Here is a 24,963-nt window from a genome sequence, read left to right on the forward strand (position 1 = left end):
GCAACGAAATTCACTTTGTGGCGAGGCGATTGTGGGAGCAAGGCTTGCCTGCGATGGAAGCGATGCGGTCTTTCAGAAACCGAGGCGTCTGTTTCGCGAGCAAGCTTTGCTCCCACAATCTTGACCACAACAGTGGTGCATCAACCCTTCGCCGACGGCGGATTTTTGCGTAAAATGCCGGCCTTTCGTCACACCTCACGGATTTCGCGTCATGGGCACTCTTACGGTCAACCAGAACAAACTGCAAAAGCGCCTGCGCCGCCAGGCCGGTGAGGCGGTCGCCGATTTCAACATGATCGAGGACGGCGACAAGGTCATGGTCTGCCTGTCCGGTGGTAAGGACAGCTACACCTTGCTCGATGTGCTGATGCATCTGCAGAAGGTTGCGCCGATCAAGTTCGACATCGTCGCGGTGAACATGGACCAGAAGCAGCCCGGTTTCCCCGAGCATGTGCTGCCGGCCTACCTTGAGTCGCTGGGCGTGGAATACCACATCGTCGAGAAAGACACCTATTCGGTGGTCAAGGAACTGATTCCCGAAGGCAAGACCACCTGTTCGCTGTGCTCACGCCTGCGGCGCGGCACGCTCTACACCTTCGCCGACGAGATCGGTGCGACCAAGATGGCCCTGGGTCACCACCGTGACGACATCGTCGAAACGTTCTTTTTGAACATGTTCTACAACGGCTCGCTCAAGGCCATGCCGCCCAAGCTGCGCGCCGATGACGGGCGCAATGTGGTGATCCGCCCGCTGGCCTATTGCAGCGAGAAAGACATCCAGGCCTATTCGGATTTCAAGCAGTTCCCGATCATCCCCTGCAACCTCTGCGGCTCCCAGGAAAACCTGCAACGTCAGGTGGTCAAGGAGATGCTTCAGGAATGGGAGCGCAAGACCCCGGGCCGTACCGAGAGCATTTTCCGCGGCTTGCAGAATGTCATCCCATCGCAACTGGCGGACCGCAACCTGTTCGACTTCACCAACCTGCGCATCGACGAAAACGCCACGCCGCGGTTCGTCAATGTGGTGAACCTCTGACGAGGGCAAGGGCTTTATTCACGGCGCTCGCGGGCGCCGTTTTCATTTCAGGGAGAGGGCATGCGCGATTACAAGTGGTTACACGAGTATTGTCTGAACCGCTTCGGTTCGGCGGCTGAACTGGAAGCTCACCTGCCGGTTCCCAAGACCCCGGCGCAACTGCGCAAGATCAGCGACGACCGCTACCTCTCGACCATGGCGCTGCGGGTCTTCCGTGCCGGGCTCAAGCACAGCCTGGTGGACGCCAAGTGGCCGGCCTTCGAAGAGGTGTTCTTCAAGTTCGATCCGGAAAAAGTCGTGCTGATGAGCGCCGAGCACCTGGAGCGGCTGATGCAGGACGCACGGATCATTCGCCACCTGGGCAAGCTCAAGAGCGTGCCGCGTAACGCGCAGCTGATATTGGACGTGGCCCATGAAAAGGGCAGCTTCGGCGCGCTGGTAGCCGACTGGCCGGTGACCGATATCGTCGGCCTGTGGACCTATCTGAAAAAGCATGGCCATCAGTTGGGTGGCCTATCGGCACCGCGCTTCCTGCGCATGATGGGCAAGGACACCTTCGTGCCCAGCTATGACGTGGTGGCGGCGCTCAATGCCCAGGACATCATCGACAAAGTCCCCACCAGCCTGCGCGACCTGGCGACAGTGCAGAACGCCTTCAACCAGTGGCATGAAGAGAGTGGGGGACGGCCGATGAGCCAGATTTCGATGATGCTGGCGTATACCGTGAATCATTGAGATCGCATCGCGAGCAGACTCGCCCCACACTGGATCTGTGGCGTTCACAACACCTCTGTGGGAGCGAGCCTGCTCGCGAATAGCAATTTATCAGGCGACGGAAATATCGCCTTCGCCCGCGAGTCGTCGATTCAACTGAAACCGCCACCGCACATACAACAACGCCGAGCAGAACACCGCCACGCTTGCCGCCATTTCCAGCGCGCCGAACAGCTGACGGTTGGGGTCATAGACCGCCAACGCGCCCTTGATGAAATACAGGTTCACCACAAAGCACATCCACGAATGCCCGCGGGCGCTGCCAGTGAGCATACCTGGCGCCAGGATCAACAATGGCACCAGTTCGATCAGCAAAATCACCCAGGGCCGCGCGCCGTGCAGGTCGGCAACCAGCAGGTAGTACCCGCTGAGCAACCCCACCAGGCCGAAAAAGCACAGCAGGCTGAGGGTCCGGGCGATGCGTACGCGCGGTTCCAGCCACTGGATAGGAGGCAGGATCTTCGGCTTCTTAGCCACGGCCGTTCTCCAGCAACAGGGCGGTTTTCGCCAGGCGCGAACCCAGGGCCCGGCACAGCGCGACCTCATGTTCGTTCAAGCCGCTTTTACCGTCGGCCCCGGCGTGATGGCTCGGGCCGTAAGGTGTGCCGCCGCCCTGGGTGTCGATCAGGGCCGATTCGCTGTAGGGCAGGCCGGTGATCAGCATGCCGTGGTGCAGCAGCGGCAGCATCATCGACAGCAACGTGGTTTCCTGGCCGCCGTGCAGGCTGGCGGTGGAGGTGAATACTCCGGCCGGTTTGCCCACCAGGGCGCCGGTCAGCCACAGGTTGCTGGTGCCGTCGAGAAAGTACTTGAGCGGCGCGGCCATGTTGCCGAAACGGGTCGGGCTGCCCAGGGCCAGGCCGGCGCAATTCTTCAAGTCATCGAGGCTGGCGTAGAGCGGGCCTTGCTCGGGGATGTCCGGAGCCACCGCTTCGCACTCGGTAGAAATCGCCGGCACCGTACGCAACCTGGCTTCCAGGCCGGCCTGTTCGACACCTCGGGCGATCTGCCGGGCCATTTCGTTGGTGGAGCCGCTGCGGCTGTAATACAACACCAGGATGTACGGTGTGGTCACGGCAGGATCTCCAGGATCTTCTCCGGCGGACGGCCAATCACGGCCTTTTCCCCGGCTTCAAGAATCGGCCGTTCCATGAGTTTCGGGTGGGCGGCAATGGCCGCGATTAACTGGGCCTGGCTCAGGCTTTCGTCGGCCAGGTTCAAGTCTTTGTATTCGTCTTCGCCGGTGCGCAGCAGTTGCCGGGCAGTGATGCCGAGCTTGCCTAGCAGGCGCTCCAGTTGCGCGGCGTCGAGCGGGGTTTCCAGGTAGCGGACCACGGTGGGCGTCAGGCCACGGGCCTCCAACAGTTCCAGCGCACCGCGGGATTTGGAGCAGCGCGGGTTGTGATAAAGCGTCAGATCGGTCATGAGCGGGTCGCATCTTGCGTAAGGTGGCGGCTATTCTACTGTGCCGCGAAGTCCCTAGCACCTTAGAGAGGCGACGGGTCGCAGCAGCGTTCACATTCAGACAAGGATTGGTACATGACAAGGCGATTGACGGCGGCATTGATCTTCATGGGCAGCTTATTGCTCGCCGGCTGCGGGAACGACTACGGGGTGGACCAGAACGGTCAGGCCATCGCCTCGCAGCGGCTGGACAAACAGTGGGTGGTACTTAACTACTGGGCGGAATGGTGCGCACCGTGCCGCACCGAAATCCCGGAATTCAATGCCTTGGCCGAACAGCTCAAGGGCCGCAACGTCGGTGTGTTCGGGGTCAATTTCGACCAGGTGCAGGGCGAAGAACTCAAGAGCGCCAGCGACAAGATGGGGATTCGCTTCACGGTGTTGGCCCGGGATCCGGCCGAGATATTCGATCTTCCTCGCAGCGAAGGGCTGCCGGTGACTTACATCATCGATAACCAGGGCAAGGTGCGCGAGCAGTTGCTGGGGGGAGCAGACGGCGGCGGGGGTGATGGCCAAGCTGGAGGCGTTGCAGGCGCTTAAATAGCACACGTTGTAGCTTGGGGCTTTTGTGGCGAGGGAGCTTGCTCCCGCTGGGCTGCGAAGCAGCCCCAAGATGTATCTGTCACCTCAATGCTTCAGGCCGAACGCGTGGGCCTGCTGCGCAGTCCAGCGGGAGCAAGCTCCCTCGCCACAGGTGCTTTGGCACACTCGGGAATAGCCTCAGCCTTCTTCCAACCACCAACGCAACGGCTTGCCCTGGGCCGGCCAGAAGCGCATTTGCTCGATGGGCGAGATGTCCCAGCGTTCGACCTTTTCCAGGGCCTGCAAAAAAGCGCGTCTCCTGCTCCATCACCGCCGGGGAACAGAGTTTGCGCGTGCTGCCGATCTTGCCGAAGCTCAAACGGTGGCCTTCCAGGGTATAGGGCGCGAACCAGTGGTTGCAGCCGCCGTTGCCATAGGCGCGACCGTCATCCCCAAGGGTGATGGTCAGGTGGCTGTAGTCCATCAATGGCCGTTCGCCGATCCATTCCAGGATGTAGCTGCGGTTGTGTTGCAGTTGCACAGGTTCAGCGGCACACCCCATCAGGCTCAGGCCGATCGACGCGCACAGGGCCAAACGTTTCATCAGGCGGCTTCCCGGCATTTCGGGCACAGGTGTTTTTCACCGACGGTGGTCCAGCCCAGTTCGGCGATTCGCGCGGTGGCGGCCGGTTTCTCGGCCTTGACGCCGAGCTTGGCATCGACGGCGAATTCGAAGCTCAGTTCCTTGGCGCAAGCGTCACAGTTGACCTGCCAGGTATGGATCGCCAGTTCGCCGAATACCGGGCCGGTGGTCATGGCGGTCCATTGGCCCATGGGCTTGAGCAGGTGCCGAACGGTGTCCACGGTCAGGCGCATGGACAAGTCCTTGCTGCCCTTGAGCGTGACGAGCAACACATCGTTGGCCTGGATCGAACCGCCGTTGCCGGTGACCTGGTAACGGCCCGGCGCCAAGGCGCGGACTTCGGTCAAGGTGTGCTGCGGGTTCATCAGGGTGTAGCGGAAATCGTGTTCGGCCATGGGTCCTCCAAATAGGCGCGATATGCTAGCACGGGGCATGGCTTGGGACAGTTCGGATGCTGGTCAGGCGACGAAATCCACTGTGGGAGCGAGCCTGCTCGCGATAGCGGTGTGTCAGTCGACATTAATGCTGACCGATCTACCGCTATCGCGAGCAGACTCGCTCCCACAGGAGGTATGTGTTGGCTGATAGAGCGGGGTCAGCTATCCACCAGATTTTGTGGCGCGCCTTTCGCCCAGGCAGCGATGTTGTCCAGGGTCGTCATGGCAATCGCCGCCAGCGCTTCATGGGTCAGAAACGCCTGGTGAGCGGTGACGATCACGTTGGGGAAGGTCAGCAGCCGTGCCAGCACATCGTCCTGCAAGGGCTGGTCGGAACGGTCCTTGAAGAACAACTGTGCCTCTTCTTCATAGACATCCAAGCCCAAATAGCCGAGCTGGCCGCTTTTCAAGGCCTCGATCAGGGCCGGCGTGTCCACCAGGCCGCCACGCCCGGTGTTGATCAACATCGCGCCGCGTTGCATGGCCGCCAGTGAATCGGCATTGATCAGGTGCCGGCTCTGTTCGTTCAGCGGGCAGTGCAGACTGATGATCTGCGCTTGTGCCAGCAGATCGGCCAAGGGCAAGTAGCGAGCCCCCAGGGCTTCGACCTGCGGGTTGGGATAGGGGTCGTAGGCCAGCAACTGGCAGCCGAAGCCGGCCATGATCTGCGCGAACGTAGCGCCGATCTGCCCGGTACCGATCACACCGACGGTCTTGCCCACCAGGTCGAAACCGGTCAGCCCATGAAGGCTGAAGTTGCCGTCCCGGGTGCGGTTGTAGGCACGGTGCAGGCAGCGATTGAGGGCCATGATCAACGCCACGGCATGTTCGGCCACGGCATGGGGCGAGTAGGCCGGTACCCGGACGATGCTCAAGCCCAGGTGCTTGGCGGCGAGCAGGTCGACATGGTTGTAGCCGGCCGAGCGCAGGGCGATCAGCCGCGTGCCACCTTCGGCCAGCCGCTCCAGCACCGGGGCGCTGAGGTCATCGTTGATGAAGGCGCACACCACTTCATGGCGTTCGGCCAGGGCCACGGTGTCGAGGTTCAGGCGGGCGGGCTGGAATTGCAATTGAAGGCCCGCAGGCGTCGGGGCCTTGGTGAAACTGTCGCGGTCGTAGGTCTGGCTGCTGAAAAAAATCACGCGCATGGCGGCCTCCTGGTAAAAAACAAGCCCTACAGTCCGGGTAGGAGCATGGATTTTCAGCGATTCCGGTTCCAAGGGTATTGCCCTGGATCAGGCACTGATACGCGCTTCGCTCGCCAGGCGATTGATGGCACGCTCCAATTCTTCCAGGGCCGCGGCAGCCTTGGGGTCCTGTTGCTTGAGCAGGGTTTCGCTGCGCTGGCAGGCCGCACGCAACTGCGGCACGCCACAGTAGCGGGTGGCGCCGTGCAGGCGGTGGACCCGCTCGATCAGGGCGTTGTGATCGTTGGCCTCGCTGGCCTGGCGGATCGCTTCGCGATCGGCTTCCAGGGACGCCAGCAACATCGCCAGCATGTCCGCCGCCAGGTCGGCCTTGCCGGCGGCCAGGCGCAGGCCTTCCTCGTGATCGAGCACCAGCAGTTCGCTGCCGCCCTGGGCGTCGCCGCTGCGCTCCGGTGATTGGTTGCGCAGGGCCAGGCCGGTCCATTTGAGCACCACCTGGGCCAGTTGCCGTTCGCTGATGGGTTTGGTCAGGTAGTCATCCATGCCGCTTTGCAGCAAGGCACGCTTTTCGTTGGCCATGGCGTGGGCGGTGAGGGCGACGATCGGCAGCGGCGTGCAATGCCGCTCGCTTTCCCACTGGCGGATCGCCTCGGTGCTCTGGCGACCGTCCATGCCAGGCATCTGCACGTCCATCAAGACCAGGTCGAAGGTTTCTTTCTGCACGGCCTTGACCGCCGCGTAGCCGCTTTCCACCGCGAGCACTTTGGCGCCCATGTCTTCGAGCAGGGTCTGCACCAGCAGCAGGTTGGCCGGATTGTCATCCACGCACAGCACTTTGGGCGCGCGGCTGGCCACCGGTTCGTGGGGTTCGCTGCGGGTTGGTCGCGGGTTGACCAGATCGGAAAGCGAGCGGCGCAACTTGCGGGTGCAGGCCGGCTTGGCCTGCAACTGGCTGTGGGGGTTGGGCACCGAGAGGTGGTACAGGGTCTGTTCGGTAGTGGGGCACAGCACGAGCACTTTGCAGCCCAGGTGTTCAAGGTCCCAGATATGCTGGTTGAGGCGCTCCGGCGGCATGTCGTTACTGGTGATGCCCAGCACGGCCAGATCGATGGCCTGATCAGTCTGGTGGGCGACGGTGATGCCGTTGGTCAGGCTCTCCAGGGTATTGAATGGCGTCACTTGCAAGCCACAGTCTTCGAGCTGGTGCTGCAAGGCCTGGCGGGCCAGTTCATGATTCTCCAGCACCGCCACGCGCCGGCCCAGCAACGGCGGGCCAGGCAGGTCCTCGGCATCGTCACGGGTCTTGGGCAGGCGCAGGCTGATCCAGAATTCCGAGCCTTCGCCCGGTGTGCTGTCGACGCCGATCTCACCGCCCATCTGTTCCACCAGGCGCTTGGAAATCACCAGGCCCAGCCCAGTGCCACCCGGTTGCCGCGACAGCGAGTTGTCGGCCTGGCTGAACGCCTGGAACAGCGCCCGCACGTCCTGGTTGGACAGGCCGATGCCGGTGTCCTGGATGCTGATGCGCAACTGCACGCTGTCTTCGTGTTCGTCCTCGAGCATGGCCCGGGCGACGATGGTGCCCTCGCGGGTGAACTTGATGGCGTTGCTCACCAGGTTGGTCAGGATCTGCTTGAGGCGCAGTGGATCACCCACCAGCGACAGCGGTGTGTCCCGGTACACTAGGCTCACCAGTTCCAGTTGTTTGGCGTGGGCCGCGGGGGCGAGGATGGTCAGGGTGTCCTGCAACAGGTCCCGCAGGTTGAACGGAATGTTGTCGAGCACCAGCTTGCCGGCCTCGATCTTCGAAAAGTCGAGGATCTCGTTGATGATCCCCAGCAGGCTGTCGGCGGATTTCTCGATGGTGCCCAGGTAGTCGAGCTGGCGCGGGGTCAGTTCGCTTTTCTGTAACAGGTGGGTAAAGCCGAGGATGCCGTTGAGCGGCGTGCGGATTTCATGGCTCATGTTCGCCAGGAATTCGGATTTGATCCGGCTCGCTTCCAGAGCCTCCTTGCGGGCCAGGTCCAGCTCGATGTTCTGGATTTCGATGGTTTCCAGGTTCTGGCGCACGTCTTCGGTGGCCTGGTCGATGCTGTGCTGCAATTCTTCCTGGGCGTTCTGCAAGGTCCCGGCCATGCGATTGATGCCAGAGGCCAGTTCATCGAGCTCCTGGCTGCCCAGCGGTGGCAGGCGGGTTTCCAGATGGCCGTCCTTGAGTTGCGCCACGGCGTGCTTGATCTGGCCCAGCGGGCGGTTGATCGTGCGGCCCATGCGCAGGGCCAGCAGCGCGGTCAGGCCCAGGCAAACGGCGATCAACAGCAGGCTGGCGAACATACTGCGATAACCGCTTAGCAACATGCCGCTGTGAGACAACTCCAGCTCGACCCAGCCCAGCAGGCGGTCGGCTTCTTCAGGAATCAGTTCGCCCGCCAGGTTGCGGTGCTTGCCGAAGACCGGCAGCAGATACCGCGTGGCATCGTTGCCGGTGCGTTGCTGCAACTGCGCACTGTTCCCTTCCGGCGCCCGGTTGAGCATCGTCGGGCCGGCGTGGGCCAGGGGCGTGCGGTCGGGAGCGAGCAGGGTCACGGCGCGTACGTCCGCTTGCTCCAGGGACTGGGTGGCGATGCGTTCCAGCAGGTCGGTGTCCTGGCGGCTCATGGCCGGGGCGACCAGCGGCGCGAGCTGTTCGGCGATCATCTCGCCACGTTGCAGCAATTGGGCGTGCAGGTCCGATTGCTGCATCCAGGTGAAATAGCCGCCCAGTACCAGCGCCATCAGGCTGGTCGGCAACAGGGTCAGCAACAGCACGCGGCCTTTGATTCCCAGTTTCTTGAGCACACTTGTCTCCTGCATCCAGCGGTCTGATTGAGCTTTGCGCGCATCCGGCACGCAATACCTGCGCAGTGTAGCGATTTGCGGGCGGGCGATCTCCGTAAAATTCATGTCCGCCGTGCATCAGTCCTGTTGGGCTTTCATCTCGCTTATTCCCACAAGCCATAACGACCACACTTTGCGTGATATGGCCTCGCCAGGTTTGCCGGTATGATAGGCGCCCCCGCAGTCCGGATTGCGAATACGCCATGACTCTGCAGTACCCAACCATCGCCGATTGCGTCGGCAACACCCCGCTGGTCCGTTTGCAGCGCCTGCCTGGCGTGACCAGCAATACGCTTTTGCTCAAGCTCGAAGGGAATAACCCGGCGGGTTCGGTCAAGGACCGGCCGGCGCTATCGATGATTACCCGCGGCGAGTTGCGCGGGCAGATCCGGCCCGGCGATACGCTGATCGAGGCGACCTCCGGCAACACCGGCATCGCCCTGGCGATGGCGGCGGCGATCAAGGGCTACAAGATGATCCTGATCATGCCCGACAACTCCAGCGCCGAGCGCAAGGCGGCGATGACGGCCTACGGCGCCGAGTTGATCCTGGTGACTCAGGAGGAGGGCATGGAAGGTGCCCGGGACCTGGCCGAGCGCATGCAGGCCGAGGGGCGTGGCAAGGTGCTGGATCAGTTTGCCAACGGCGACAATCCCGAGGCCCACTACACCACCACCGGCCCTGAGATCTGGCGCCAGACCGACGGCACCATCACTCATTTCGTCAGCTCGATGGGCACCACCGGTACCATCATGGGCACCTCGCGCTACCTGAAAGAACAGAACCCGAACGTGCAGATCATTGGCCTGCAGCCGATGGAAGGCTCGGCGATCCCAGGCATTCGTCGCTGGCCCGAGGAGTATCTGCCGAAGATCTACCAGGCCGAGCGCGTGGACCGCATCATCGACATGGCCCAGAGCGAAGCGGAGGACGTGACCCGTCGCCTGGCGCGTGAAGAAGGCATCTTCTGCGGCGTGTCTTCCGGCGGTGCCGTGGCGGGCATGCTGCGCCTGTCCAAGGAAGTTGAGAATGCGGTGATCGTCGCGATCATCTGCGACCGTGGCGACCGTTATTTGTCGACCGGCATTTTCGACGCGCCCAACTGATGGCCAAGCAAGAAAGAGGCTTGCGCTTCCAGCCCAGCGGCGGAAGCCGGGCCCCGCAAGTGCCCACCGGTAAAAAACAGCGCCTGACCATCGAGCGCCTGGCCAATGATGGCCGGGGCATTGCCTTTGTCGACGGGCGTACCTGGTTTGTCATCGGCGCCCTGGCCGGTGAGGAGGTCGAGGCGCGGGTGCTCGGGGCCCATGGCAAGGTGGTCGAGGCGCGTACCGAGCGGGTGTTCCTGTCCAGTGAACTGCGTCGCGCGGCGCCGTGCATCCATGCCGGTCGTTGTGGCGGTTGCAGCGTCCAACATTTGCCCCATGCCGAACAACTCGCCCTGAAACAGCGCATGCTCGCCGAGCAGTTGTCTCGCGTGGCCGGGGTGGAACCGGATGAATGGGCCGCGCCATTGAGCGGGTCGGAATTCGGTTACCGACGTCGCGCCCGGGTGGCGGTGCGTTGGGACCAGAAAGCGAAAAAACTCGAAGTCGGTTTCCGTGCCGCCGGCAGTCAGGACATCGTTGCCATCGGCGATTGCCCGGTGCTGGTACAGCCCTTGCAGCCGATCATGAGCCGCTTGCCGGAGATGCTCAGACGCTTGAGCAAACCCCAGGCGCTGGGGCATGTGGAGTTGTTCGCCGGTTCGTCCCTCGCGGTACTGCTGCGCCATATGGCGCCGCTGTCGGAGGCCGACCTGACGATCCTCAAGGACTTCTGTGGGTTTCATGAGGCGCAGTTGTGGCTGCATGGTGAAGGCGAGCCGCAACCGGTCGATCCAGGGCGAGCCTTGGGTTATCGCCTGGAAACCTGGGGCCTGGAGCTGGCTTACCGGCCTGGGGATTTCATCCAGGTGAACGCTGCGGTCAACGAGGCAATGATCGCCCAGGCGCTACAATGGCTCGCGCCGCACGCCGAGGAGCGAGTGCTGGATCTGTTTTGCGGCCTGGGCAACTTTGCCTTGCCGTTGGCCAAAAGCGTGCGCCAGGTGGTGGCCGTCGAAGGCGTGCAGACCATGGTGGAGCGTGCGGCGGCCAATGCCGTCAGCAACAATTTGCATAACACTGCCTTTTTTCAGGCCGATTTATCCCAGCCTCTGGCAGATGCCGAATGGATCGGCGAAGGCTTTTCTGCGGTACTCTTGGACCCACCCCGTGACGGTGCTTTCGAGGTGGTGCGCAAGCTGTCGTCCCTGGGTGCCAAACGGTTGGTTTATGTATCGTGCAACCCGGCAACTTTGGCCCGGGATACGGTCGAACTGATCAAGCAGGGCTACCGGTTAAAACGTGCCGGGATTCTCGATATGTTTCCTCAAACGGCGCATGTCGAGGCCATGGCGTTATTTGAAGCGAGCCAGGATGGCTTGTCCGACTGACCCGTTCGTGCCAACCCGCCACAGCCCTGGGCGCAAACACGGGCATGAAGGTCAGCGAAGTTGACGCATTGAATCTGCGTCGTAGGGAAGGTAAGTAAAGATGGTACAGGTGAGAGCACACCAGCCGATCAACACCGACGGCAGTATCAATCTCGAGGCTTGGCTCGATCATGCGGTCAGCGTCGACATGGCACTGGATCGCGAAGCCTTGAAGGCCGCCTGCGAGTTCGCTCGTGAGGCGGAGCAGCAACACAACGCGGCGAAGAACCTGTGGTCTGAAGGCACCTCGAGTTTCCAGACGGGCCTGGAGATCGCCGAAATTCTCGCTGACCTCAAGCTCGACCAGGACTCCTTGGTAGCGGCGGTGCTGTACCGCGGGGTGCGCGAAGGTCAGATCCAGCTACCGGTGGTCAGCCAACGTTTCGGCACGGTGGTCGCCAAGCTGATCGACGGCGTGCTGCGCATGGCCGCTATCAGTGCCAGCCTCAGTCCGCGCCAGTCCATGGTGCTGGGCACCCAGGGCCAGGTGGAAAACCTGCGCAAGATGTTGGTGGCAATGGTCGACGACGTGCGCGTCGCGCTGATCAAGCTGGCCGAGCGCACCTGTGCGATCCGCGCCGTGAAGTCCGCCGATGACGAAAAGCGCAATCGCGTCGCCCGGGAGGTGTTCGACATCTATGCCCCCCTGGCCCACCGTCTCGGCATCGGTCACATCAAGTGGGAGCTGGAGGACCTGTCCTTCCGCTACCTGGAGCCCGACCAGTACAAGCAGATCGCCAAGCTGTTGCATGAGCGGCGCCTGGATCGCGAGCGCTTCATCACCGATGTGATGACCCAGTTGCGCGAAGAGTTGCAGGCCACCGGCGTGGAAGCCGACATCAGCGGCCGGGCCAAGCACATCTACTCGATCTGGCGAAAAATGCAGCGCAAAGGCCTGGAATTCAGCCAGATCTACGACGTTCGCGCCGTTCGTGTCCTGGTCCCGGAAATGCGCGACTGCTACACCGCCCTGGGGATCGTCCACACCTTGTGGCGCCACATTCCGAAGGAGTTCGACGACTACATCGCCAACCCCAAGGAAAACGGCTACCGCTCGCTGCACACCGCCGTGATCGGTCCCGAGGGCAAGGTGCTGGAAGTGCAGATCCGCACCCATGCCATGCACGAGGAGGCTGAGCTGGGCGTTTGCGCCCACTGGAAATACAAGGGCACCGACGTCAAGTCCGGGTCCAACCACTACGAAGAGAAAATCTCCTGGCTGCGTCAGGTGCTCGAATGGCATGAGGAGCTGGGCGATATCGGTGGCCTGGCCGAACAGCTGCGCGTCGACATCGAGCCGGACCGGGTCTATATCTTCACCCCCGACGGCCACGCCATCGACCTGCCCAAGGGCGCGACACCGCTGGACTTCGCCTACCGGGTCCACACCGAGATCGGCCACAACTGCCGTGGCGCCAAGATCAATGGGCGGATCGTGCCGCTCAACTACAGCCTGCAGACCGGTGAGCAGGTCGAGATCATCACCAGCAAGCACGGTACCCCAAGCCGCGACTGGCTGAACCCGAACCTGGGCTACATCACCACATCCCGAGCGCGGGCGAAAATCGTCCACTGGTTCAAATTGCAGGCCCGCGACCAGAACGTCGCCGCCGGCAAGACCTTGCTCGAGCGTGAGCTCGGTCGCCTGGGCCTGCCGCAGGTGGATTTCGACAAGCTGGCCGAAAAAGCCAACATGAAAACCGCCGAGGACATGTTCGCCGCCCTCGGTGCCGGCGATCTGCGTCTGGCGCAGTTGGTCAACCTGGCCCAGCAACTGGTGGAGCCGGAGCGTGGCAACGAACAACTGGAACTGATCCCGCGCAAGGCCACCGGCTACAAGCCTGGCAAGCGCGGCGACATCCAGATCCAGGGCGTGGGCAACCTGATGACCCAGATGGCCGGCTGCTGTCAGCCATTGCCGGGGGATGCGATCGTCGGCTACATCACCCAGGGCCGCGGCGTGAGCATTCACCGCCAGGACTGTGCCTCGGTGCTGCAACTGGCCGGTCGCGAGCCGGAGCGGATCATCCAGGTCAGTTGGGGCCCGGTGCCGGTGCTCACCTACCCGGTGGACATCGTCATCCGTGCCTACGACCGATCCGGCCTGCTGCGTGACGTCTCCCAGGTGTTGCTGAACGAGCGGATCAACGTGCTGGCGGTCAACACCCGCTCCAACAAGGAAGACAACACCGCGCTGATGTCCCTGACCATCGAGATTCCGGGGCTGGATGCGCTGGGGCGGTTGCTGGGGCGGATTTCCCAGTTGCCGAACATCATCGAGACCCGGCGGAATCGGACGCCGGGTTAAGCCCAGTCTAAAAATGTGGGAGCGAGCTTGTGGGAGCAAAAACTGTGGGAGCAAAGCTTGCTCGCGATTGTGGTAGTGGCCCCAGCCCATCTGGAGACTGACTCACCGTTATCGCGAGCAAGCTTTGCTCCCACAGATCTGCTCCCACAGGCTTGCTCTCATTGAATTATTTCCCACAGGGATTTTTTGTGATGGGATGGATTGATGTACAGCCTTGAAGACCTGCTCCACCTGATGAACCGCCTGCGAGACCCGCAGTACGGCTGCCCGTGGGACATCCAGCAAACCTACGCGACCATCGTCCCCCATACCCTGGAAGAAGCCTACGAAGTGGCCGATGCCATCGAGCGTGGCGATTTCGATCACTTGCAGGGCGAGTTGGGCGACCTGCTGTTCCAGGTGGTGTATTACAGCCAGTTGGCCCGGGAAGAAAACCGCTTCGAATTCGCCGGCGTGGTCGACAGCATCACCCGCAAGCTGATCCGCCGCCATCCTCATGTATTTCCTACCGGTGACCTGTATGCGCCCGTGGATATCCCGCGCCTGAGCGAAGAGCAGGTCAAGCAGCGCTGGGAAGAAATCAAGGCAGAGGAACGGGCCGAGAAAGCCTCGGCGCCCGAGCAATTGTCGCTGCTCGACGATGTGCCGGGTGCGCTGCCGGCATTGTCCCGCTCGGCGAAGCTGCAGAAGCGTGCCGGCCAGGTCGGTTTCGACTGGCCAGGCCCGTTGCCGGTGCTCGATAAAGTCCGCGAGGAACTGGACGAAGTGCTCGAAGCCATGGCCGACAACGATCCGGTGGCCATCAGCGACGAGATCGGCGATCTGCTGTTCAGCGTGGTGAACCTGGCGCGCCACCTCAAGGTCGACCCGGAAACCGCACTGCGCGACGCCAACGGGAAGTTCGAGCAGCGGTTCCGATTTATCGAACAGGCATTGCGCGACACCCACCGTCCCATGGAAGATTGCACCCTCGAAGAGTTGGACGCCTTGTGGGGCGAAGCCAAACGTCAGGAAAAGAATTTGCCCAGCTGTGGCTGAGGCCGTTGCCTAAGTGAGTAAGCACCATGAGCCTTTCCCTTCGCGACCAGTTGCTCAAAGCAGGGCTGGTCAACCAAAAGCAGGCCAAGCAGGTCGGCAAAGAGAAACAGAAGCAGCAACGCCTGGCCCATAAAGGCCAGATCGAACTGGATGATTCCCAGCAGCGTGCCGCCCAGGAAGCGATGGCCGAAAAGGTCAAGCGCGACCAGGAACTCAACCGACAGCAGCAGGAAAAGGTCGAGCAGAAGGCCCGGGCCGCGCAGATCAAGCAATTGATCGAAGTCTCGCGCCTGCCGAAGCTGACCACCGAGGACTATTACAACTTCGTCGACGACAAAAAGGTCAAGCGCATCTCGGTCAATACGCTGATGCGCAACAAGTTGAGCAGTGGCTCCCTGGCGATCGTCCACCACGCCGGCGGCTACGAAGTGATCCCGCGCGAGGCAGCTCTGAAGATCCAGGAACGCGACCCCAAGCGCATCGTCCAGCTCAACACCCAGACCGAAGAAGTGGATGCGGATGATCCGTACGCGGCGTATCAGATTCCGGATGATTTGATGTGGTAAGCCGGACAGCAAGCTAAACGCAAAACCTGGAACATCTGCAGAGATCTCTAGGAAAACTGTGGGAGCAAAGCTTGCTCGCGATAGCTGAGTATCAGGCAATATCTTTCTGTCTGACACAGTGCTATCGCGAGCAAGCTTTGCTCCCACAGGTTCATGGGGGTTCTGTCGTTCAGGATTCTGCCATTTCCCGCGAGCGCAACCTTTCCTCGCGCTCCAGCTCAGCCTTGTAGTTATGAGCATCGGTCTCGGAGTGGAACATCCCCACCAGCAAATCCTGTTGATGCACATCCCAGATCCGGATACCGGCGGCAATGCCTTCGTGGGACATATGGGCGTCATCGCGTTCAGTTACTTTCACAGTCATCTTGCAAGCTCCAATCTCTGTTATCTGCAGCAAGGCGTGTGCAGGACTTTGTTATAGATTTGGATAGCGTGCTAAGTAAATGCGTCGGCGCGTTAAGAAGTTTTCATGGAAATCGCAGCCATCCTGCAGGCCTGGCGGTGCGCGGCATTCGGTCGCAGGGGGGCTTTCATGAAGAAGATTTCATGTTGCAGGCAGCCCCACTTTTTCCTTGGGAGCCAAACCTGTGGGAGCGAGCAGGCTCGCTCCCACAGGTCTATTTCCCACAGGTTTGTGTGGTGGTCATGAAATCCAGGCAAAAAGAAGCCCCGCATGTGCGGGGCTTCTTGGTGTTGGCTTCAATCAGCTGCCTTTCACAGCCTTGCCATTGACCGTACCGTCCAGGAGCATGATGTTGTACTCCTTGCCGTCGGTCTCGACCTGTTGCAGGCGCACCAGCAGGTAATCCCAGTCCTTGGCGAACCAGAGCACGGTGATGCGCTTGCTTTGTGTCGGGTCGCGCACGCGCTCGACCTTGATCGCATCGATCTGGCCGGCCTTGGTGTCGACTTTTTCCGAGCCCAGCACGCGGAAGTCATAGGTATCGACTTCGCCGTCATCGACGACCTGATAGCTCATGCTTTTCTTGCCGGCCGCCACGTCGTGCTGCAGGGCCAACTGGTAAGTGGATTTATCGACCATGCCACGGTTGAGCGGCAGCTTGACCGCATCGCCGCGATCGGTGCCGGTGACCATCTTGGTGTTCCAGTCGAAATCCAGGTCGGCCTTCTTGGCTTTGCCCAGGCCACCGCGTTCGAAATGGTAGGACTGTGGCAGCAGGGTGTCCTTGTCCAGGGTCAGGGTGCTTTCTTCGGTCAGGCTGGCGATCATCATCGACGCCTTGAAGCTCAGCTTCCAGGTGCCGTTGGCTTCCTTGGTCAGGCTACGCTCGGCGGTGCCGCTCATGGGCAACTGTTTCCAGTCGGCGGTATAGCTGGCGGAGAACGGTTGAAGTTCCGCTGCCTGTGCCAGGGGCAAGGCGAGCAGAGCGCAAGCGAAGAGCAGGGCGCGACGCATAAAATCTCCTAGTATCGAATCAAATGGCCGCTGGCGGCGAGTAACTGGCCGTCCAGTGAGGCACCGCGATCGTCGAGGGTCAGCCGTCCTTCGGCAAACCAACGCACGGCCATCGGGTAGATCTGGTGCTCGCGGGCGTGAACCCGTTGCGCCAGGCTTTGCGGCGTGTCGTGCAACTCTACCGGTATTACTGCCTGTACGACCAGTGGTCCGCCATCGAGTTCCTCGGTGACAAAGTGCACCGAGCAGCCGTGCTCAGTGTCTCCGGCCTCCAGCGCCCGCTGGTGAGTGTGTAACCCTTTGTATTTGGGCAGCAGCGAGGGATGGATATTGAACAGGCGGCCCTGGTAGTGACGCACGAAGCCGGCGCTGAGGATGCGCATGAAACCAGCGAGGACCACCAGTTGCGGATTGAAGATGTCGATCTGTTCGATCAGCGCGGCGTCGAAGGCTTCGCGGCCCTCGAACGCCTTGTGATCGAGGACGCGGGTGTCGATCCCCGCATCCTTGGCGCGTTGCAGGCCGTAGGCGTCGGCGCGGTTGGAAATCACCGCGCGGATACGGACCGGGCTGTCGCCGGTCCGTGTGCTGTCGATCAGGGCCTGCAAGTTACTGCCGGTGCCGGACAGCAGCACCACCACGTCACAGGTTGCGGACATCAGTGCGCCTTAAGGTTTTTCAGCTCGACCTGGGCAGCGCCTTCGGCGGCGGTGGCGATCTGGCCGATGACCCAAGGCTGCTCGCCGGCTTCACGCAGTACGTTCAGGGCCGTCTCGACGTGCTCCTGGGCCACGCAGATGACCATGCCCACGCCGCAGTTCAGCACGCGGTGCATTTCGGTTTCATCGACGTTGCCTTTTTCTTGCAGCCAGTCGAACACCGCCGGGCGGGTCCAGCTTGCCACGTCGACCACAGCCTGGGCGCCTTTTGGCAGTACGCGCGGGATGTTGTCCAGCAGGCCGCCACCGGTGATGTGGGCCATGGCCTTGACGGCACCGGTGTCCTTGATCAGCTTGAGCAGTGGCTTGACGTAGATGCGAGTCGGGGCCATCAGCAGGTCGGCCAGGGGCTTGCCGTCGAGCTGGGTGTTCTCGATGTCGGCACCGGAGACTTCGATGATCTTGCGGATCAGCGAGTAGCCGTTGGAATGCGGGCCGGAGGACGGCAGGGCGAGCAAGGCATCGCCGGTGGCGACTTTCGAGCCGTCGATGATCTCGGCCTTCTCCACGACGCCGACGCAGAAGCCAGCCAGGTCGTAGTCTTCGCCTTCGTACATGCCAGGCATTTCAGCGGTTTCGCCGCCGACCAGGGAGCAGCCGGACAGTTCGCAGCCAGCGCCGATGCCGGTCACCACTTGGGCGGCGGTGTCGACATTCAGTTTGCCGGTGGCGTAGTAATCGAGGAAGAACAGCGGCTCGGCGCCGCAGACCACCAGGTCGTTCACGCACATGGCCACCAGGTCGATGCCGATGCTGTCGTGCTTGTTCAGGTTCAGCGCCAGGCGCAGCTTGGTGCCGACGCCGTCGGTGCCCGAGACCAGCACCGGTTGCTTGTAGCCGGCCGGGATCTCGCAGAGGGCGCCGAAACCGCCCAGGCCGCCCATGACTTCCGGACGCGCAGTGCGCTTGGCGACGCTCTTGATGCGTTCGACCAATGCTTCACCGGCGTCGATGTCTACACCGGCGTCCTTGTAGCTCAGGGAGGGTTGCTTGCTCATGATCCAGGCCTTTAGGGGGGATTTCTGGGTAACGACCGACCGCCGGGGCCATTGAATAACCGCTGTACGAATTATTCCGGATGCCCAGCCATTGCCGGTCTGCGAAGGCGCGCGATTTTATCAGGCTTGAGGGGCAGCGGCCATCCTCGCGCCGACGGGCAGGGACATATCCACGGAAAAAAACCGATATTTCTTATATTGGTACTGTGTAGCGCGTCTGTATAAGGTGTAGCGGTAACCGGTTATGGTGATGACAGTGCGAAACTTCCACCGGGCGTGTGAATGTTTTGCCGGGTGCTGTGGTCACAGCCATGCTCAATCTTCTTCACACGGCCTGTTCCAGCCGTTATGTCCGGGAATCTTCCATGCGTTTGTTCAAGTTCTTGTCCGTGGGCTGCCTGTCGCTGATCAGCCTGGCGAGCCATGCCGAAACCCTCAACGGCCTCTATCAGGTGTTCGAACCAGTCACCAGCCAGACGCCGGAGGAGCGCAACCAGGCGACCCTGCGCGCCTTGGATACGCTGGTGCTGCGCCTGACCGGCGATGCCAAGGCGGCCCAGAACCCAGGCCTGGCAGCGATTCGCCAGGATCCGCAGCAAATCATTCTTCAATATGGCTACGATGCTGGCCCGCCGGAAAGCCTCAAGGTCGACTTCGACCCAGCGAGCACTGATCGGGCCTTGCGCTCGGCAGGGTTGTCGCTGTGGAGCGCGAACCGGCCATCGATCCTGGGTTGGTGGCTGAATGACTCGGCCGAGGGTTCCAGCCTGGTGGGCGATGGCCAGGCCAGCGCCACGCCGCTGCGACGTGCCGCCCAGCATCGGGGCCTGGCGCTGCACTTGCCGTTGGCTGACCTGAGCGAGCAGATCGTCGCCACCGCGCCAAACCTGGAAGGCAGCGATCCGGCGCCGTTGCGCGATGCCTCGGAACGCTACGCGACGGACGCCTTGCTGGCGGTCCACGCCAAGGAAGAAGGTGGTCAGTGGCATGGCACCTGGCGCCTGTGGCTGGGGGACCAGCGCGAGCAGGGCACAGCCCAGGGTGCCGATCCTGCGGCCCTGGCCGATGCGGTCATGCTCGCGGTGAGTCAGCGTCTGGCGCCGCGTTTCGTCGCCAAGCCGGGCGTGGCCACCGAGCAATTGCTGGAAGTGCAGGGCATGAACCTGGAGCGTTACGCGGCGCTAGGGCGTTTGCTCGAGCCGTTCGGTGGGCAGTTGCAGCGGGTTGAAGGGGACCGGATCGTCTATCGGGTCAACGGCAGTGCCGAACAGCTGAAGGCGCAGTTGGCCCTGGCCAAACTGCAGGAAATTCCACCCGGCGAGGCCGTCGCGCCAGTGCCTGTGGCGCCGCCAGCCGCCGATGGTTCGGTCCCGGTTGCAGCGCCAGCGCCTGCGCCAGCAGCCAATTTGCGGTTCCGTTGGTAGGTTTTCTTTCTTTATATAGCTAGGAGTGGTTCATGGGCGATACGCGGCGTTGGTTCTGGTTGGGTGGGGTCGCCCTGCTGTTCGCGTTTATCTATCTGCTGCATCCGATCCTCACGCCGTTCCTGGTTGCGCTGTTGTTGGCCTATCTGTTTGACCCGGTGGTGGATCGCCTGGAAAAACTCGGCCTGTCGCGGACCTGGGGTGTGGTGACGGTCTTTGCGTTGTTCACTTTGATCGTGGTCGCGCTGTTGCTGGTGCTGATACCAATGCTCGCCAAGCAACTGCTGCGCCTGTACGAATTGGCGCCGCAGATGCTCGATTGGTTGCAGCACAGCGCGGTGCCGTGGGTGCAGTCGAAACTGGGGTTGTCGGACGGTTTCTGGAAGTTCGACAAGGTCAAGGCCGCCATCAGCGAGCACATGGGCCAGACCACCGACATAGTCGGAGTGGTGTTGAGCCAGGCCACGGCTTCGAGCCTGGCGTTGATCGGCTGGCTGGCGAACCTGGTGCTGATTCCCGTGGTGGCTTTCTACCTGCTGCGGGATTGGGATCTGATGATGGCCAAGATCCGCAGCCTGCTGCCACGTCATCGCGAAGAACGCATCATGACCCTGACCGGCGAATGCCACGAAGTGCTGGGGGCGTTCGTGCGCGGACAACTGCTGGTGATGGTGGCCCTGGGTTTCATCTATGCGGCTGGGTTGATGTTGGTCGGGTTGGAACTGGGACTGTTGATCGGCTTGATCGCCGGGCTGGCGGCCATCGTGCCGTACATGGGCTTTGTGATCGGGATTGGCGCGGCATTGATCGCCGGGTTGTTCCAGTTCGGCGGCGACTTGTACCCGATGGTGGGTATCGTGGCAGTGTTCATGGTCGGGCAGGCCCTGGAGGGCATGGTGCTGACGCCGCTGTTGGTGGGCGACCGCATTGGTCTGCATCCCGTGGCTGTGATCTTCGCAATCCTGGCAGGGGGCGAGTTGTTCGGCTTTACCGGGATCCTGCTGGCGTTGCCGGTGGCGGCGGTGATCATGGTGCTGGTGCGTCATATGCACGATCTGTACAAAGATTCGGACATCTACAGCGGCGCCGAAGACCCTGACCTGTAGGGCAAATGATGGGTGGGGTGTCAGGGAAACTGACGCTCCGCGCCCTTGCCGCTGCAAACCTTTGATTTTGCTCGTGGTCCGGCGCATTGTGCGGTCCGCGTCACGGGTATAAACTTTGCGCACTTTACACAGAGGCCACTAACGGTTCCTTGGGAACTGTTCAGTCAGCATGAAACCGATTCAGCTGCCCCTAGGTGTGCGTCTGCGTGATGACGCCACCTTTATCAACTACTACCCAGGCGCCAATGCCGCTGCACTCGGCTATGTCGAGCGGCTTTGCGAAGCCGACGCCGGCTGGACCGAGAGCCTGATTTACCTGTGGGGCAAGGATGGGGTAGGGCGCACGCACTTGTTGCAGGCGGCTTGCCTGCGCTTCGAGCAATTGGGCGAACCTGCGGTGTACCTGCCGTTGGCCGAGTTGCTCGATCGCGGCGTGGAAATCCTCGACAACCTGGAACAGTACGAACTGGTTTGCCTGGACGATCTCCAGGCCGTGGCCGGCAAGGCTGATTGGGAAGAGGCGCTGTTTCATCTGTTCAATCGGTTGCGCGACAGTGGTCGACGCTTGCTGATCGCCGCATCGACGTCACCGCGGGAGCTGCCAGTGAAGCTGGCGGACCTCAAGTCCCGTCTCACCCTGGCGCTGATTTTCCAGATGCGCCCGCTGTCCGACGAAGACAAGCTCCGTGCCTTGCAGTTGCGCGCTTCCCGACGTGGCCTGCACCTGACCGACGAAGTCGGGCATTTCATCCTCACCCGTGGCACCCGCAGCATGAGTGCATTGTTCGAGCTGCTCGAACGCCTCGACCAGGCCTCACTCCAGGCCCAGCGCAAGCTGACTATTCCTTTTTTGAAAGAAACCTTGGGTTGGTAGAACCTTTCCAACTAGTGGCTCTTAGCCTGCTTTGGACACGGCGAAACCCGCGGCCCTGCTGGGTTGCAGGCCTCGTGAGATTCAAAATGGGCTTAAGCGCTTAGATGTAAACGTAAAACCGAGAAGTCACATTTGCATCGATTGAATTTGCAAATGAGGTTGATAGAAGGCATAGTCTCGCCATCTTTACTACTTCAGCCACGGTCGTGCCCATGCTAAATCGCTTCGCACCCCTCGTGCCTCTCGCACTCGTTACCCTGTTGTTCGGTTGCGCTGCCCACTCTCCAGTGTCCCAGCAAGAGCAACAACCACAGGTCAAGAACTCCGTTACCGCCCAGTCTTCCTCCGTTGCGTTCCAGGAAGAAATGGCCTCCGACAAAGAGCTCGCAGCCTTCGCCGGCAGCAAGCCTTACCAGCTTCCAGTACTGGCCGACAGCATCCTGGAACGCGGCATGTCGTTGATCGGTACTCGCTACCGTTTTGGCGGGACCTCTGAAGCCGGCTTCGATTGCAGCGGTTTCATCGGTTACCTGTTCCGCGAAGAAGCCGGCATGAACCTGCCGCGCTCCACCCGTGAAATGATCAACGTGAACGCCCCACTGGTAGCACGCAACCAGTTGGAGCCCGGTGACCTGCTGTTCTTCAGCACCAACGGTCGTCGTGGTCGCGTCAGTCACGCCGGTATCTACCTGGGTGACAACCAGTTCATCCATTCCAGCAGCCGCCGCAGCGGTGGCGTGCGGATCGACAGCCTGGGCGACAGCTACTGGAGCAAGACCTTCATCGAAGCCAAGCGCGCCCTCGCCATGGCACCGACTGTGATGACTGCTCGCAAGTAAGCACACAGTTTGTAAGGCAAACTTAAAGTCTTACTTGAAGTTTGCCACATAGTCGCTAGAATCCTTGATCATTGATTGATGGCAATCCGCCTGCGTACTACGCAGGCGGATTCGTTTTCATGCCCACGGCAGAAAAGCCGCATCCAGATCAGGATTGTTCTGCATATGTCGACGTCGGCCCGCCTCGCTCTCATGTTCCTCGCCGCGCTGCTCAGTGCGTGTGCCAGCCGTACACCGCCGCCGGCACCGGTGGTCTTTGCCCCCTCGCAATCCTTTTCCCCGGCCGCCGAAGATGTGCTCTTCCGAGCGCTGGGCCTGGTGGGGACGCCGTACCGTTGGGGGGGTAACACACCGGATTCGGGTTTTGATTGCAGTGGCCTGATTGGTTATGTCTACCGCGACGCCGCTGGCATTTCCTTGCCGCGCTCAACCCGCGAAATGATCGGCATGCGTGCTCCCGATGTCGGCAAGGAAGCCTTGCAGACTGGCGACCTGATTTTCTTTGCCACCAACGGCGGCTCCCAGGTCAGCCACGCCGGGATCTATGTGGGCGAGGGGCGTTTTGTTCATGCGCCGGCCACTGGCGGTACGGTCAAGCTCGATAGCCTGTCCAAGGCTTATTGGCAGAAGGCCTACCTGAGCGCCAAGCGGGTGTTGCAGCCGGAGCATCTGGCGCGTAATCCCTGAGTTGTTGTTGCCCTGATCTGTGGGAGCAAAGCTTGCTCGCGAAACAGGCGCCTCGATCTCTGACAGACCGCATCGCTTCCATCGCGGGCAAGCCTTGCTCCCACAGTTCGGGCGGCGCTCACAAGGGTGTGTCGGCCTTATTTGCCTGACACCCGCCAAATCTTGTTCCCCACATCATCCGCCACCAACAACCCGCCCTGCTTATCGATCACCACGCCCACTGGCCGGCCCTGGGCTTTTTCGTCGGCATTCAGGAAACCGGTCAACACATCCACCGGTTGCCCTACTGGCTTGCCGCCGTTGAACGGTACGAAAATCACTTTGTAACCACTGTGGGGCTTACGGTTCCAGGAGCCATGCTGGCCGACGAAAGCCCCTTCGGTAAACGGTGCGGGCAAGGTGCTGCCCTCGGCGAAGCTCAGGCCCAATGAAGCGGTGTGGGGGCCGACGGCGTAGTCCGGGGCGATGGCCTTGGCCACCAGCGTCGGGTTCTGCGGTTCGACCCGGGTATCGACGTGCTGCCCGTAGTAGCTGTAGGGCCAGCCATAGAATGCGCCGTCCTTGACCGACGTGATGTAGTCCGGCACCAGGTCGCTGCCGATCTCATCCCGCTCGTTCACCGCCGTCCACAGCGCGCCGCTGCGGGGCTCCCAGGCCAGGCCGTTGGGGTTGCGCAGGCCCGAGGCGAAGATCCGGTGATTGCCGCTGGCACGGTCCACTTCCCAAATGGCCGCGCGACCCTCTTCGGCCTCCATGCCATTTTCCGCGACGTTGCTGTTCGAGCCCGTGGTGACGTACAACTTGCTGCCATCGCGGCTGGCAATCACGTTCTTGGTCCAGTGGTGGTTGAGCGTGCCCCCGGGCAGATCGACAACCTTGGTCGGTTGCGCCTTGATTTGCGTGTCGCCGTCCTTGTAGGGGAAGCGGATCAGTCGGTCGGTATCGGCCACGTACAGGTCATTGCCCACCAGGGTCATGCCGAACGGCGAGTTGAGGTTTTCCAGGAACACCGTGCGGGTTTCGGCGATGCCGTCGTGATTGGCGTCGCGCAACAGTGTGATGCGATTGGGGCTTGGCACTCCGGCGCCGGCGCGGCCCATGACCTTTTTCATCACCCAGCCACGGATGCCCTTGGCGTCGTCCGGCTTGGGCGGAGCGTTGGTTTCGGCCACCAGCACATCACCGTTGGGCAACACATACAGCCAGCGCGGATGGTCCAGCCCTTCAGCGAACGCGCCCACTTGCAGGCCCTGGGCTGGGGTTGGCTTGGCGCCTTCGGGCCAGCCGATGGCTTCGGCGATGTTGACGGTCGGGACGAGAGTCTTGTTCGGTTCGGGCAGCTTCGGCGCAGGCCCGGTGCCATCGGACACTTGCAAGGTGGAAGACTCGCCGCAAGCGACAAGCCCGGCGGCGAGGGCGACGATCAGGAGATGGGGTGGCTTGAGCATGCTGGCTTCCCTATGAATGCATGTAGTTATTCATAGAGGAGCGTAGACGCGCGATGGTTCAACTGTGGATATGGCAGTCAGTCAGGCATTGCTGTGGTGTCTATGGATGTTGTATCTGCTGAA

At 61.7% G+C, this 24,963-nt stretch carries 23 protein-coding genes and 2 pseudogenes; 13 read left to right on the top strand and 12 right to left on the bottom strand.

Going from position 1 to position 24,963, the window contains the following annotated elements:
• Positions 1 to 211 precede the first annotated feature (211 nt).
• Together ttcA and GN234_RS25750 are read left to right on the top strand one after the other, a co-directional pair.
• A complete protein-coding gene (gene ttcA, locus GN234_RS25745) occupies positions 212 to 1,036 on the top strand; it encodes a tRNA 2-thiocytidine(32) synthetase TtcA (protein ID WP_003204698.1) in 825 nt (274 codons plus the stop codon).
• Between the two features lie 60 nt (positions 1,037 to 1,096).
• Positions 1,097 to 1,771, top strand: coding sequence for a DNA-3-methyladenine glycosylase I (locus tag GN234_RS25750; protein ID WP_109753950.1), 675 nt, complete (start codon positions 1,097 to 1,099; stop codon positions 1,769 to 1,771).
• Positions 1,772 to 1,861: 90 nt separating this feature from the next.
• Here the strand turns inward: GN234_RS25750 and GN234_RS25755 are convergent, their stop codons facing one another.
• The 3 genes from GN234_RS25755 to arsC are packed head-to-tail and all read right to left on the bottom strand — an operon-like array spanning position 1,862 to position 3,235.
• Positions 1,862 to 2,287, bottom strand: coding sequence for a DUF2069 domain-containing protein (locus GN234_RS25755; protein WP_109753951.1), 426 nt, complete (start codon positions 2,285 to 2,287; stop codon positions 1,862 to 1,864).
• Positions 2,280 to 2,885: an NAD(P)H:quinone oxidoreductase gene (gene wrbA, locus GN234_RS25760; protein WP_109753952.1), complete on the bottom strand. Its 606-nt coding sequence runs from the start codon at positions 2,883 to 2,885 to the stop codon at positions 2,280 to 2,282. Before wrbA ends, GN234_RS25755 begins: the two co-directional genes overlap by 8 nt.
• Positions 2,882 to 3,235 carry an arsenate reductase (glutaredoxin) gene (arsC, locus tag GN234_RS25765; RefSeq protein WP_072411837.1) on the bottom strand — a complete coding sequence of 118 codons (354 nt, stop codon included), beginning with the start codon at positions 3,233 to 3,235 and terminating at the stop codon, positions 2,882 to 2,884. Before arsC ends, wrbA begins: the two co-directional genes overlap by 4 nt.
• Positions 3,236 to 3,349: 114 nt before the next feature.
• Between arsC and GN234_RS25770 the strand changes: the two are divergent.
• Positions 3,350 to 3,818, top strand: a pseudogene (locus GN234_RS25770) (TlpA disulfide reductase family protein).
• Positions 3,819 to 3,994: 176 nt separating this feature from the next.
• On the opposite strand, the pseudogene GN234_RS25775 reads toward GN234_RS25770, so the two are convergent.
• The 4 genes and pseudogenes from GN234_RS25775 to GN234_RS25790 form a co-directional block, all read right to left on the bottom strand.
• Positions 3,995 to 4,400, bottom strand: a pseudogene (locus tag GN234_RS25775) (META domain-containing protein).
• Entirely contained in the window at positions 4,400 to 4,834 is a 435-nt protein-coding gene (locus GN234_RS25780; protein ID WP_053124325.1) for a hypothetical protein, read from the bottom strand. The pseudogene GN234_RS25775 and the gene GN234_RS25780 overlap by 1 nt, the downstream one beginning before the upstream one ends.
• Positions 4,835 to 5,034: 200 nt before the next feature.
• Positions 5,035 to 6,024 (bottom strand): 2-hydroxyacid dehydrogenase, encoded by a 990-nt coding sequence (locus GN234_RS25785; RefSeq protein WP_176689253.1) that lies wholly within the window; start codon positions 6,022 to 6,024, stop codon positions 5,035 to 5,037.
• Positions 6,025 to 6,111: 87 nt separating this feature from the next.
• On the bottom strand, positions 6,112 to 8,862 hold the full coding sequence (locus GN234_RS25790; RefSeq protein ID WP_109753957.1) for a response regulator: 2,751 nt from the start codon (positions 8,860 to 8,862) through the stop codon (positions 6,112 to 6,114).
• Between the two features lie 242 nt (positions 8,863 to 9,104).
• Between GN234_RS25790 and cysM the strand changes: the two genes are divergently transcribed.
• From cysM to GN234_RS25815, 5 genes are all read left to right on the top strand, one after another.
• A complete protein-coding gene (cysM, locus tag GN234_RS25795; RefSeq protein WP_109753959.1) occupies positions 9,105 to 10,007 on the top strand; it encodes a cysteine synthase CysM in 903 nt (300 codons plus the stop codon).
• Positions 10,007 to 11,377, top strand: a complete 1,371-nt coding sequence (gene rlmD / locus GN234_RS25800; RefSeq protein WP_109753960.1) for a 23S rRNA (uracil(1939)-C(5))-methyltransferase RlmD — start codon at positions 10,007 to 10,009, stop codon at positions 11,375 to 11,377. The genes cysM and rlmD overlap by 1 nt, the downstream gene beginning before the upstream one ends.
• A gap of 100 nt (positions 11,378 to 11,477) precedes the next feature.
• Entirely contained in the window at positions 11,478 to 13,724 is a 2,247-nt protein-coding gene (relA, locus tag GN234_RS25805; protein ID WP_014339754.1) for a GTP diphosphokinase, read from the top strand.
• A 204-nt stretch (positions 13,725 to 13,928) separates the two neighbouring features.
• Entirely contained in the window at positions 13,929 to 14,762 is an 834-nt protein-coding gene (gene mazG / locus GN234_RS25810) for a nucleoside triphosphate pyrophosphohydrolase (RefSeq protein WP_176689254.1), read from the top strand.
• Positions 14,763 to 14,788: 26 nt separating this feature from the next.
• A complete protein-coding gene (locus tag GN234_RS25815) occupies positions 14,789 to 15,328 on the top strand; it encodes a DUF2058 domain-containing protein (RefSeq protein ID WP_053124301.1) in 540 nt (179 codons plus the stop codon).
• 169 nt (positions 15,329 to 15,497) lie between these two features.
• On the opposite strand, the gene GN234_RS25820 is transcribed toward GN234_RS25815, so the two are convergent.
• From GN234_RS25820 to purM, 4 genes are all read right to left on the bottom strand, one after another.
• On the bottom strand, positions 15,498 to 15,692 hold the full coding sequence (locus GN234_RS25820) for a hypothetical protein (RefSeq protein WP_109753963.1): 195 nt from the start codon (positions 15,690 to 15,692) through the stop codon (positions 15,498 to 15,500).
• Positions 15,693 to 16,031: 339 nt separating this feature from the next.
• Entirely contained in the window at positions 16,032 to 16,745 is a 714-nt protein-coding gene (locus tag GN234_RS25825) for a DUF3108 domain-containing protein (RefSeq protein WP_014339751.1), read from the bottom strand.
• Between the two features lie 8 nt (positions 16,746 to 16,753).
• Entirely contained in the window at positions 16,754 to 17,404 is a 651-nt protein-coding gene (gene purN, locus GN234_RS25830) for a phosphoribosylglycinamide formyltransferase (RefSeq protein ID WP_176689255.1), read from the bottom strand.
• The gene (gene purM, locus GN234_RS25835; protein ID WP_116833250.1) at positions 17,404 to 18,462 is read right to left on the bottom strand and encodes a phosphoribosylformylglycinamidine cyclo-ligase; all 1,059 of its coding nucleotides are present in this window, start codon (positions 18,460 to 18,462) and stop codon (positions 17,404 to 17,406) included. The genes purN and purM overlap by 1 nt, the downstream gene beginning before the upstream one ends.
• 365 nt (positions 18,463 to 18,827) lie before the next feature.
• Between purM and GN234_RS25840 the strand changes: the two genes are divergently transcribed.
• From GN234_RS25840 to GN234_RS25860, 5 genes are all read left to right on the top strand, one after another.
• On the top strand, positions 18,828 to 19,886 hold the full coding sequence (locus GN234_RS25840) for a DUF2066 domain-containing protein (RefSeq protein ID WP_163857176.1): 1,059 nt from the start codon (positions 18,828 to 18,830) through the stop codon (positions 19,884 to 19,886).
• 32 nt (positions 19,887 to 19,918) lie between these two features.
• Positions 19,919 to 20,992, top strand: coding sequence for an AI-2E family transporter (locus GN234_RS25845; RefSeq protein WP_109753967.1), 1,074 nt, complete (start codon positions 19,919 to 19,921; stop codon positions 20,990 to 20,992).
• Between the two features lie 169 nt (positions 20,993 to 21,161).
• On the top strand, positions 21,162 to 21,866 hold the full coding sequence (gene hda, locus GN234_RS25850) for a DnaA regulatory inactivator Hda (RefSeq protein ID WP_003178999.1): 705 nt from the start codon (positions 21,162 to 21,164) through the stop codon (positions 21,864 to 21,866).
• Positions 21,867 to 22,078: 212 nt separating this feature from the next.
• Complete coding sequence (locus tag GN234_RS25855) at positions 22,079 to 22,705, top strand: C40 family peptidase (protein ID WP_109753968.1); 627 nt, start codon at positions 22,079 to 22,081, stop codon at positions 22,703 to 22,705.
• 165 nt (positions 22,706 to 22,870) lie between these two features.
• Positions 22,871 to 23,392 carry a C40 family peptidase gene (locus GN234_RS25860; protein WP_176689256.1) on the top strand — a complete coding sequence of 174 codons (522 nt, stop codon included), beginning with the start codon at positions 22,871 to 22,873 and terminating at the stop codon, positions 23,390 to 23,392.
• A gap of 137 nt (positions 23,393 to 23,529) precedes the next feature.
• On the opposite strand, the gene GN234_RS25865 is transcribed toward GN234_RS25860, so the two are convergent.
• Entirely contained in the window at positions 23,530 to 24,840 is a 1,311-nt protein-coding gene (locus GN234_RS25865; protein WP_176689257.1) for a PQQ-dependent sugar dehydrogenase, read from the bottom strand.
• Positions 24,841 to 24,963 lie beyond the last annotated feature (123 nt).

The organism is Pseudomonas bijieensis (assembly GCF_013347965.1).
Lineage (GTDB): Bacteria > Pseudomonadota > Gammaproteobacteria > Pseudomonadales > Pseudomonadaceae > Aquipseudomonas > Aquipseudomonas bijieensis.

Excerpts from the sequence above, each read along its gene's own strand:
- ttcA (WP_003204698.1), top strand. The coding sequence starts at position 212 with ATGGGCACTCTTACGGTCAACCAGAACAAACTGCAAAAGCGCCTGCGC.
- GN234_RS25750 (WP_109753950.1), top strand. The coding sequence starts at position 1,097 with ATGCGCGATTACAAGTGGTTACACGAGTATTGTCTGAACCGCTTCGGT.
- arsC (WP_072411837.1), bottom strand. The coding sequence starts at position 3,235 with ATGACCGATCTGACGCTTTATCACAACCCGCGCTGCTCCAAATCCCGC.
- GN234_RS25780 (WP_053124325.1), bottom strand. The coding sequence starts at position 4,834 with ATGGCCGAACACGATTTCCGCTACACCCTGATGAACCCGCAGCACACC.
- GN234_RS25785 (WP_176689253.1), bottom strand. The coding sequence starts at position 6,024 with ATGCGCGTGATTTTTTTCAGCAGCCAGACCTACGACCGCGACAGTTTC.
- cysM (WP_109753959.1), top strand. The coding sequence starts at position 9,105 with ATGACTCTGCAGTACCCAACCATCGCCGATTGCGTCGGCAACACCCCG.
- rlmD (WP_109753960.1), top strand. The coding sequence starts at position 10,007 with ATGGCCAAGCAAGAAAGAGGCTTGCGCTTCCAGCCCAGCGGCGGAAGC.
- relA (WP_014339754.1), top strand. The coding sequence starts at position 11,478 with ATGGTACAGGTGAGAGCACACCAGCCGATCAACACCGACGGCAGTATC.
- mazG (WP_176689254.1), top strand. The coding sequence starts at position 13,929 with ATGTACAGCCTTGAAGACCTGCTCCACCTGATGAACCGCCTGCGAGAC.
- GN234_RS25815 (WP_053124301.1), top strand. The coding sequence starts at position 14,789 with ATGAGCCTTTCCCTTCGCGACCAGTTGCTCAAAGCAGGGCTGGTCAAC.
- GN234_RS25820 (WP_109753963.1), bottom strand. The coding sequence starts at position 15,692 with ATGACTGTGAAAGTAACTGAACGCGATGACGCCCATATGTCCCACGAA.
- GN234_RS25825 (WP_014339751.1), bottom strand. The coding sequence starts at position 16,745 with ATGCGTCGCGCCCTGCTCTTCGCTTGCGCTCTGCTCGCCTTGCCCCTG.
- purN (WP_176689255.1), bottom strand. The coding sequence starts at position 17,404 with ATGTCCGCAACCTGTGACGTGGTGGTGCTGCTGTCCGGCACCGGCAGT.
- purM (WP_116833250.1), bottom strand. The coding sequence starts at position 18,462 with ATGAGCAAGCAACCCTCCCTGAGCTACAAGGACGCCGGTGTAGACATC.
- GN234_RS25840 (WP_163857176.1), top strand. The coding sequence starts at position 18,828 with ATGCGTTTGTTCAAGTTCTTGTCCGTGGGCTGCCTGTCGCTGATCAGC.
- GN234_RS25845 (WP_109753967.1), top strand. The coding sequence starts at position 19,919 with ATGGGCGATACGCGGCGTTGGTTCTGGTTGGGTGGGGTCGCCCTGCTG.
- hda (WP_003178999.1), top strand. The coding sequence starts at position 21,162 with ATGAAACCGATTCAGCTGCCCCTAGGTGTGCGTCTGCGTGATGACGCC.
- GN234_RS25855 (WP_109753968.1), top strand. The coding sequence starts at position 22,079 with ATGCTAAATCGCTTCGCACCCCTCGTGCCTCTCGCACTCGTTACCCTG.
- GN234_RS25860 (WP_176689256.1), top strand. The coding sequence starts at position 22,871 with ATGTCGACGTCGGCCCGCCTCGCTCTCATGTTCCTCGCCGCGCTGCTC.
- GN234_RS25865 (WP_176689257.1), bottom strand. The coding sequence starts at position 24,840 with ATGCTCAAGCCACCCCATCTCCTGATCGTCGCCCTCGCCGCCGGGCTT.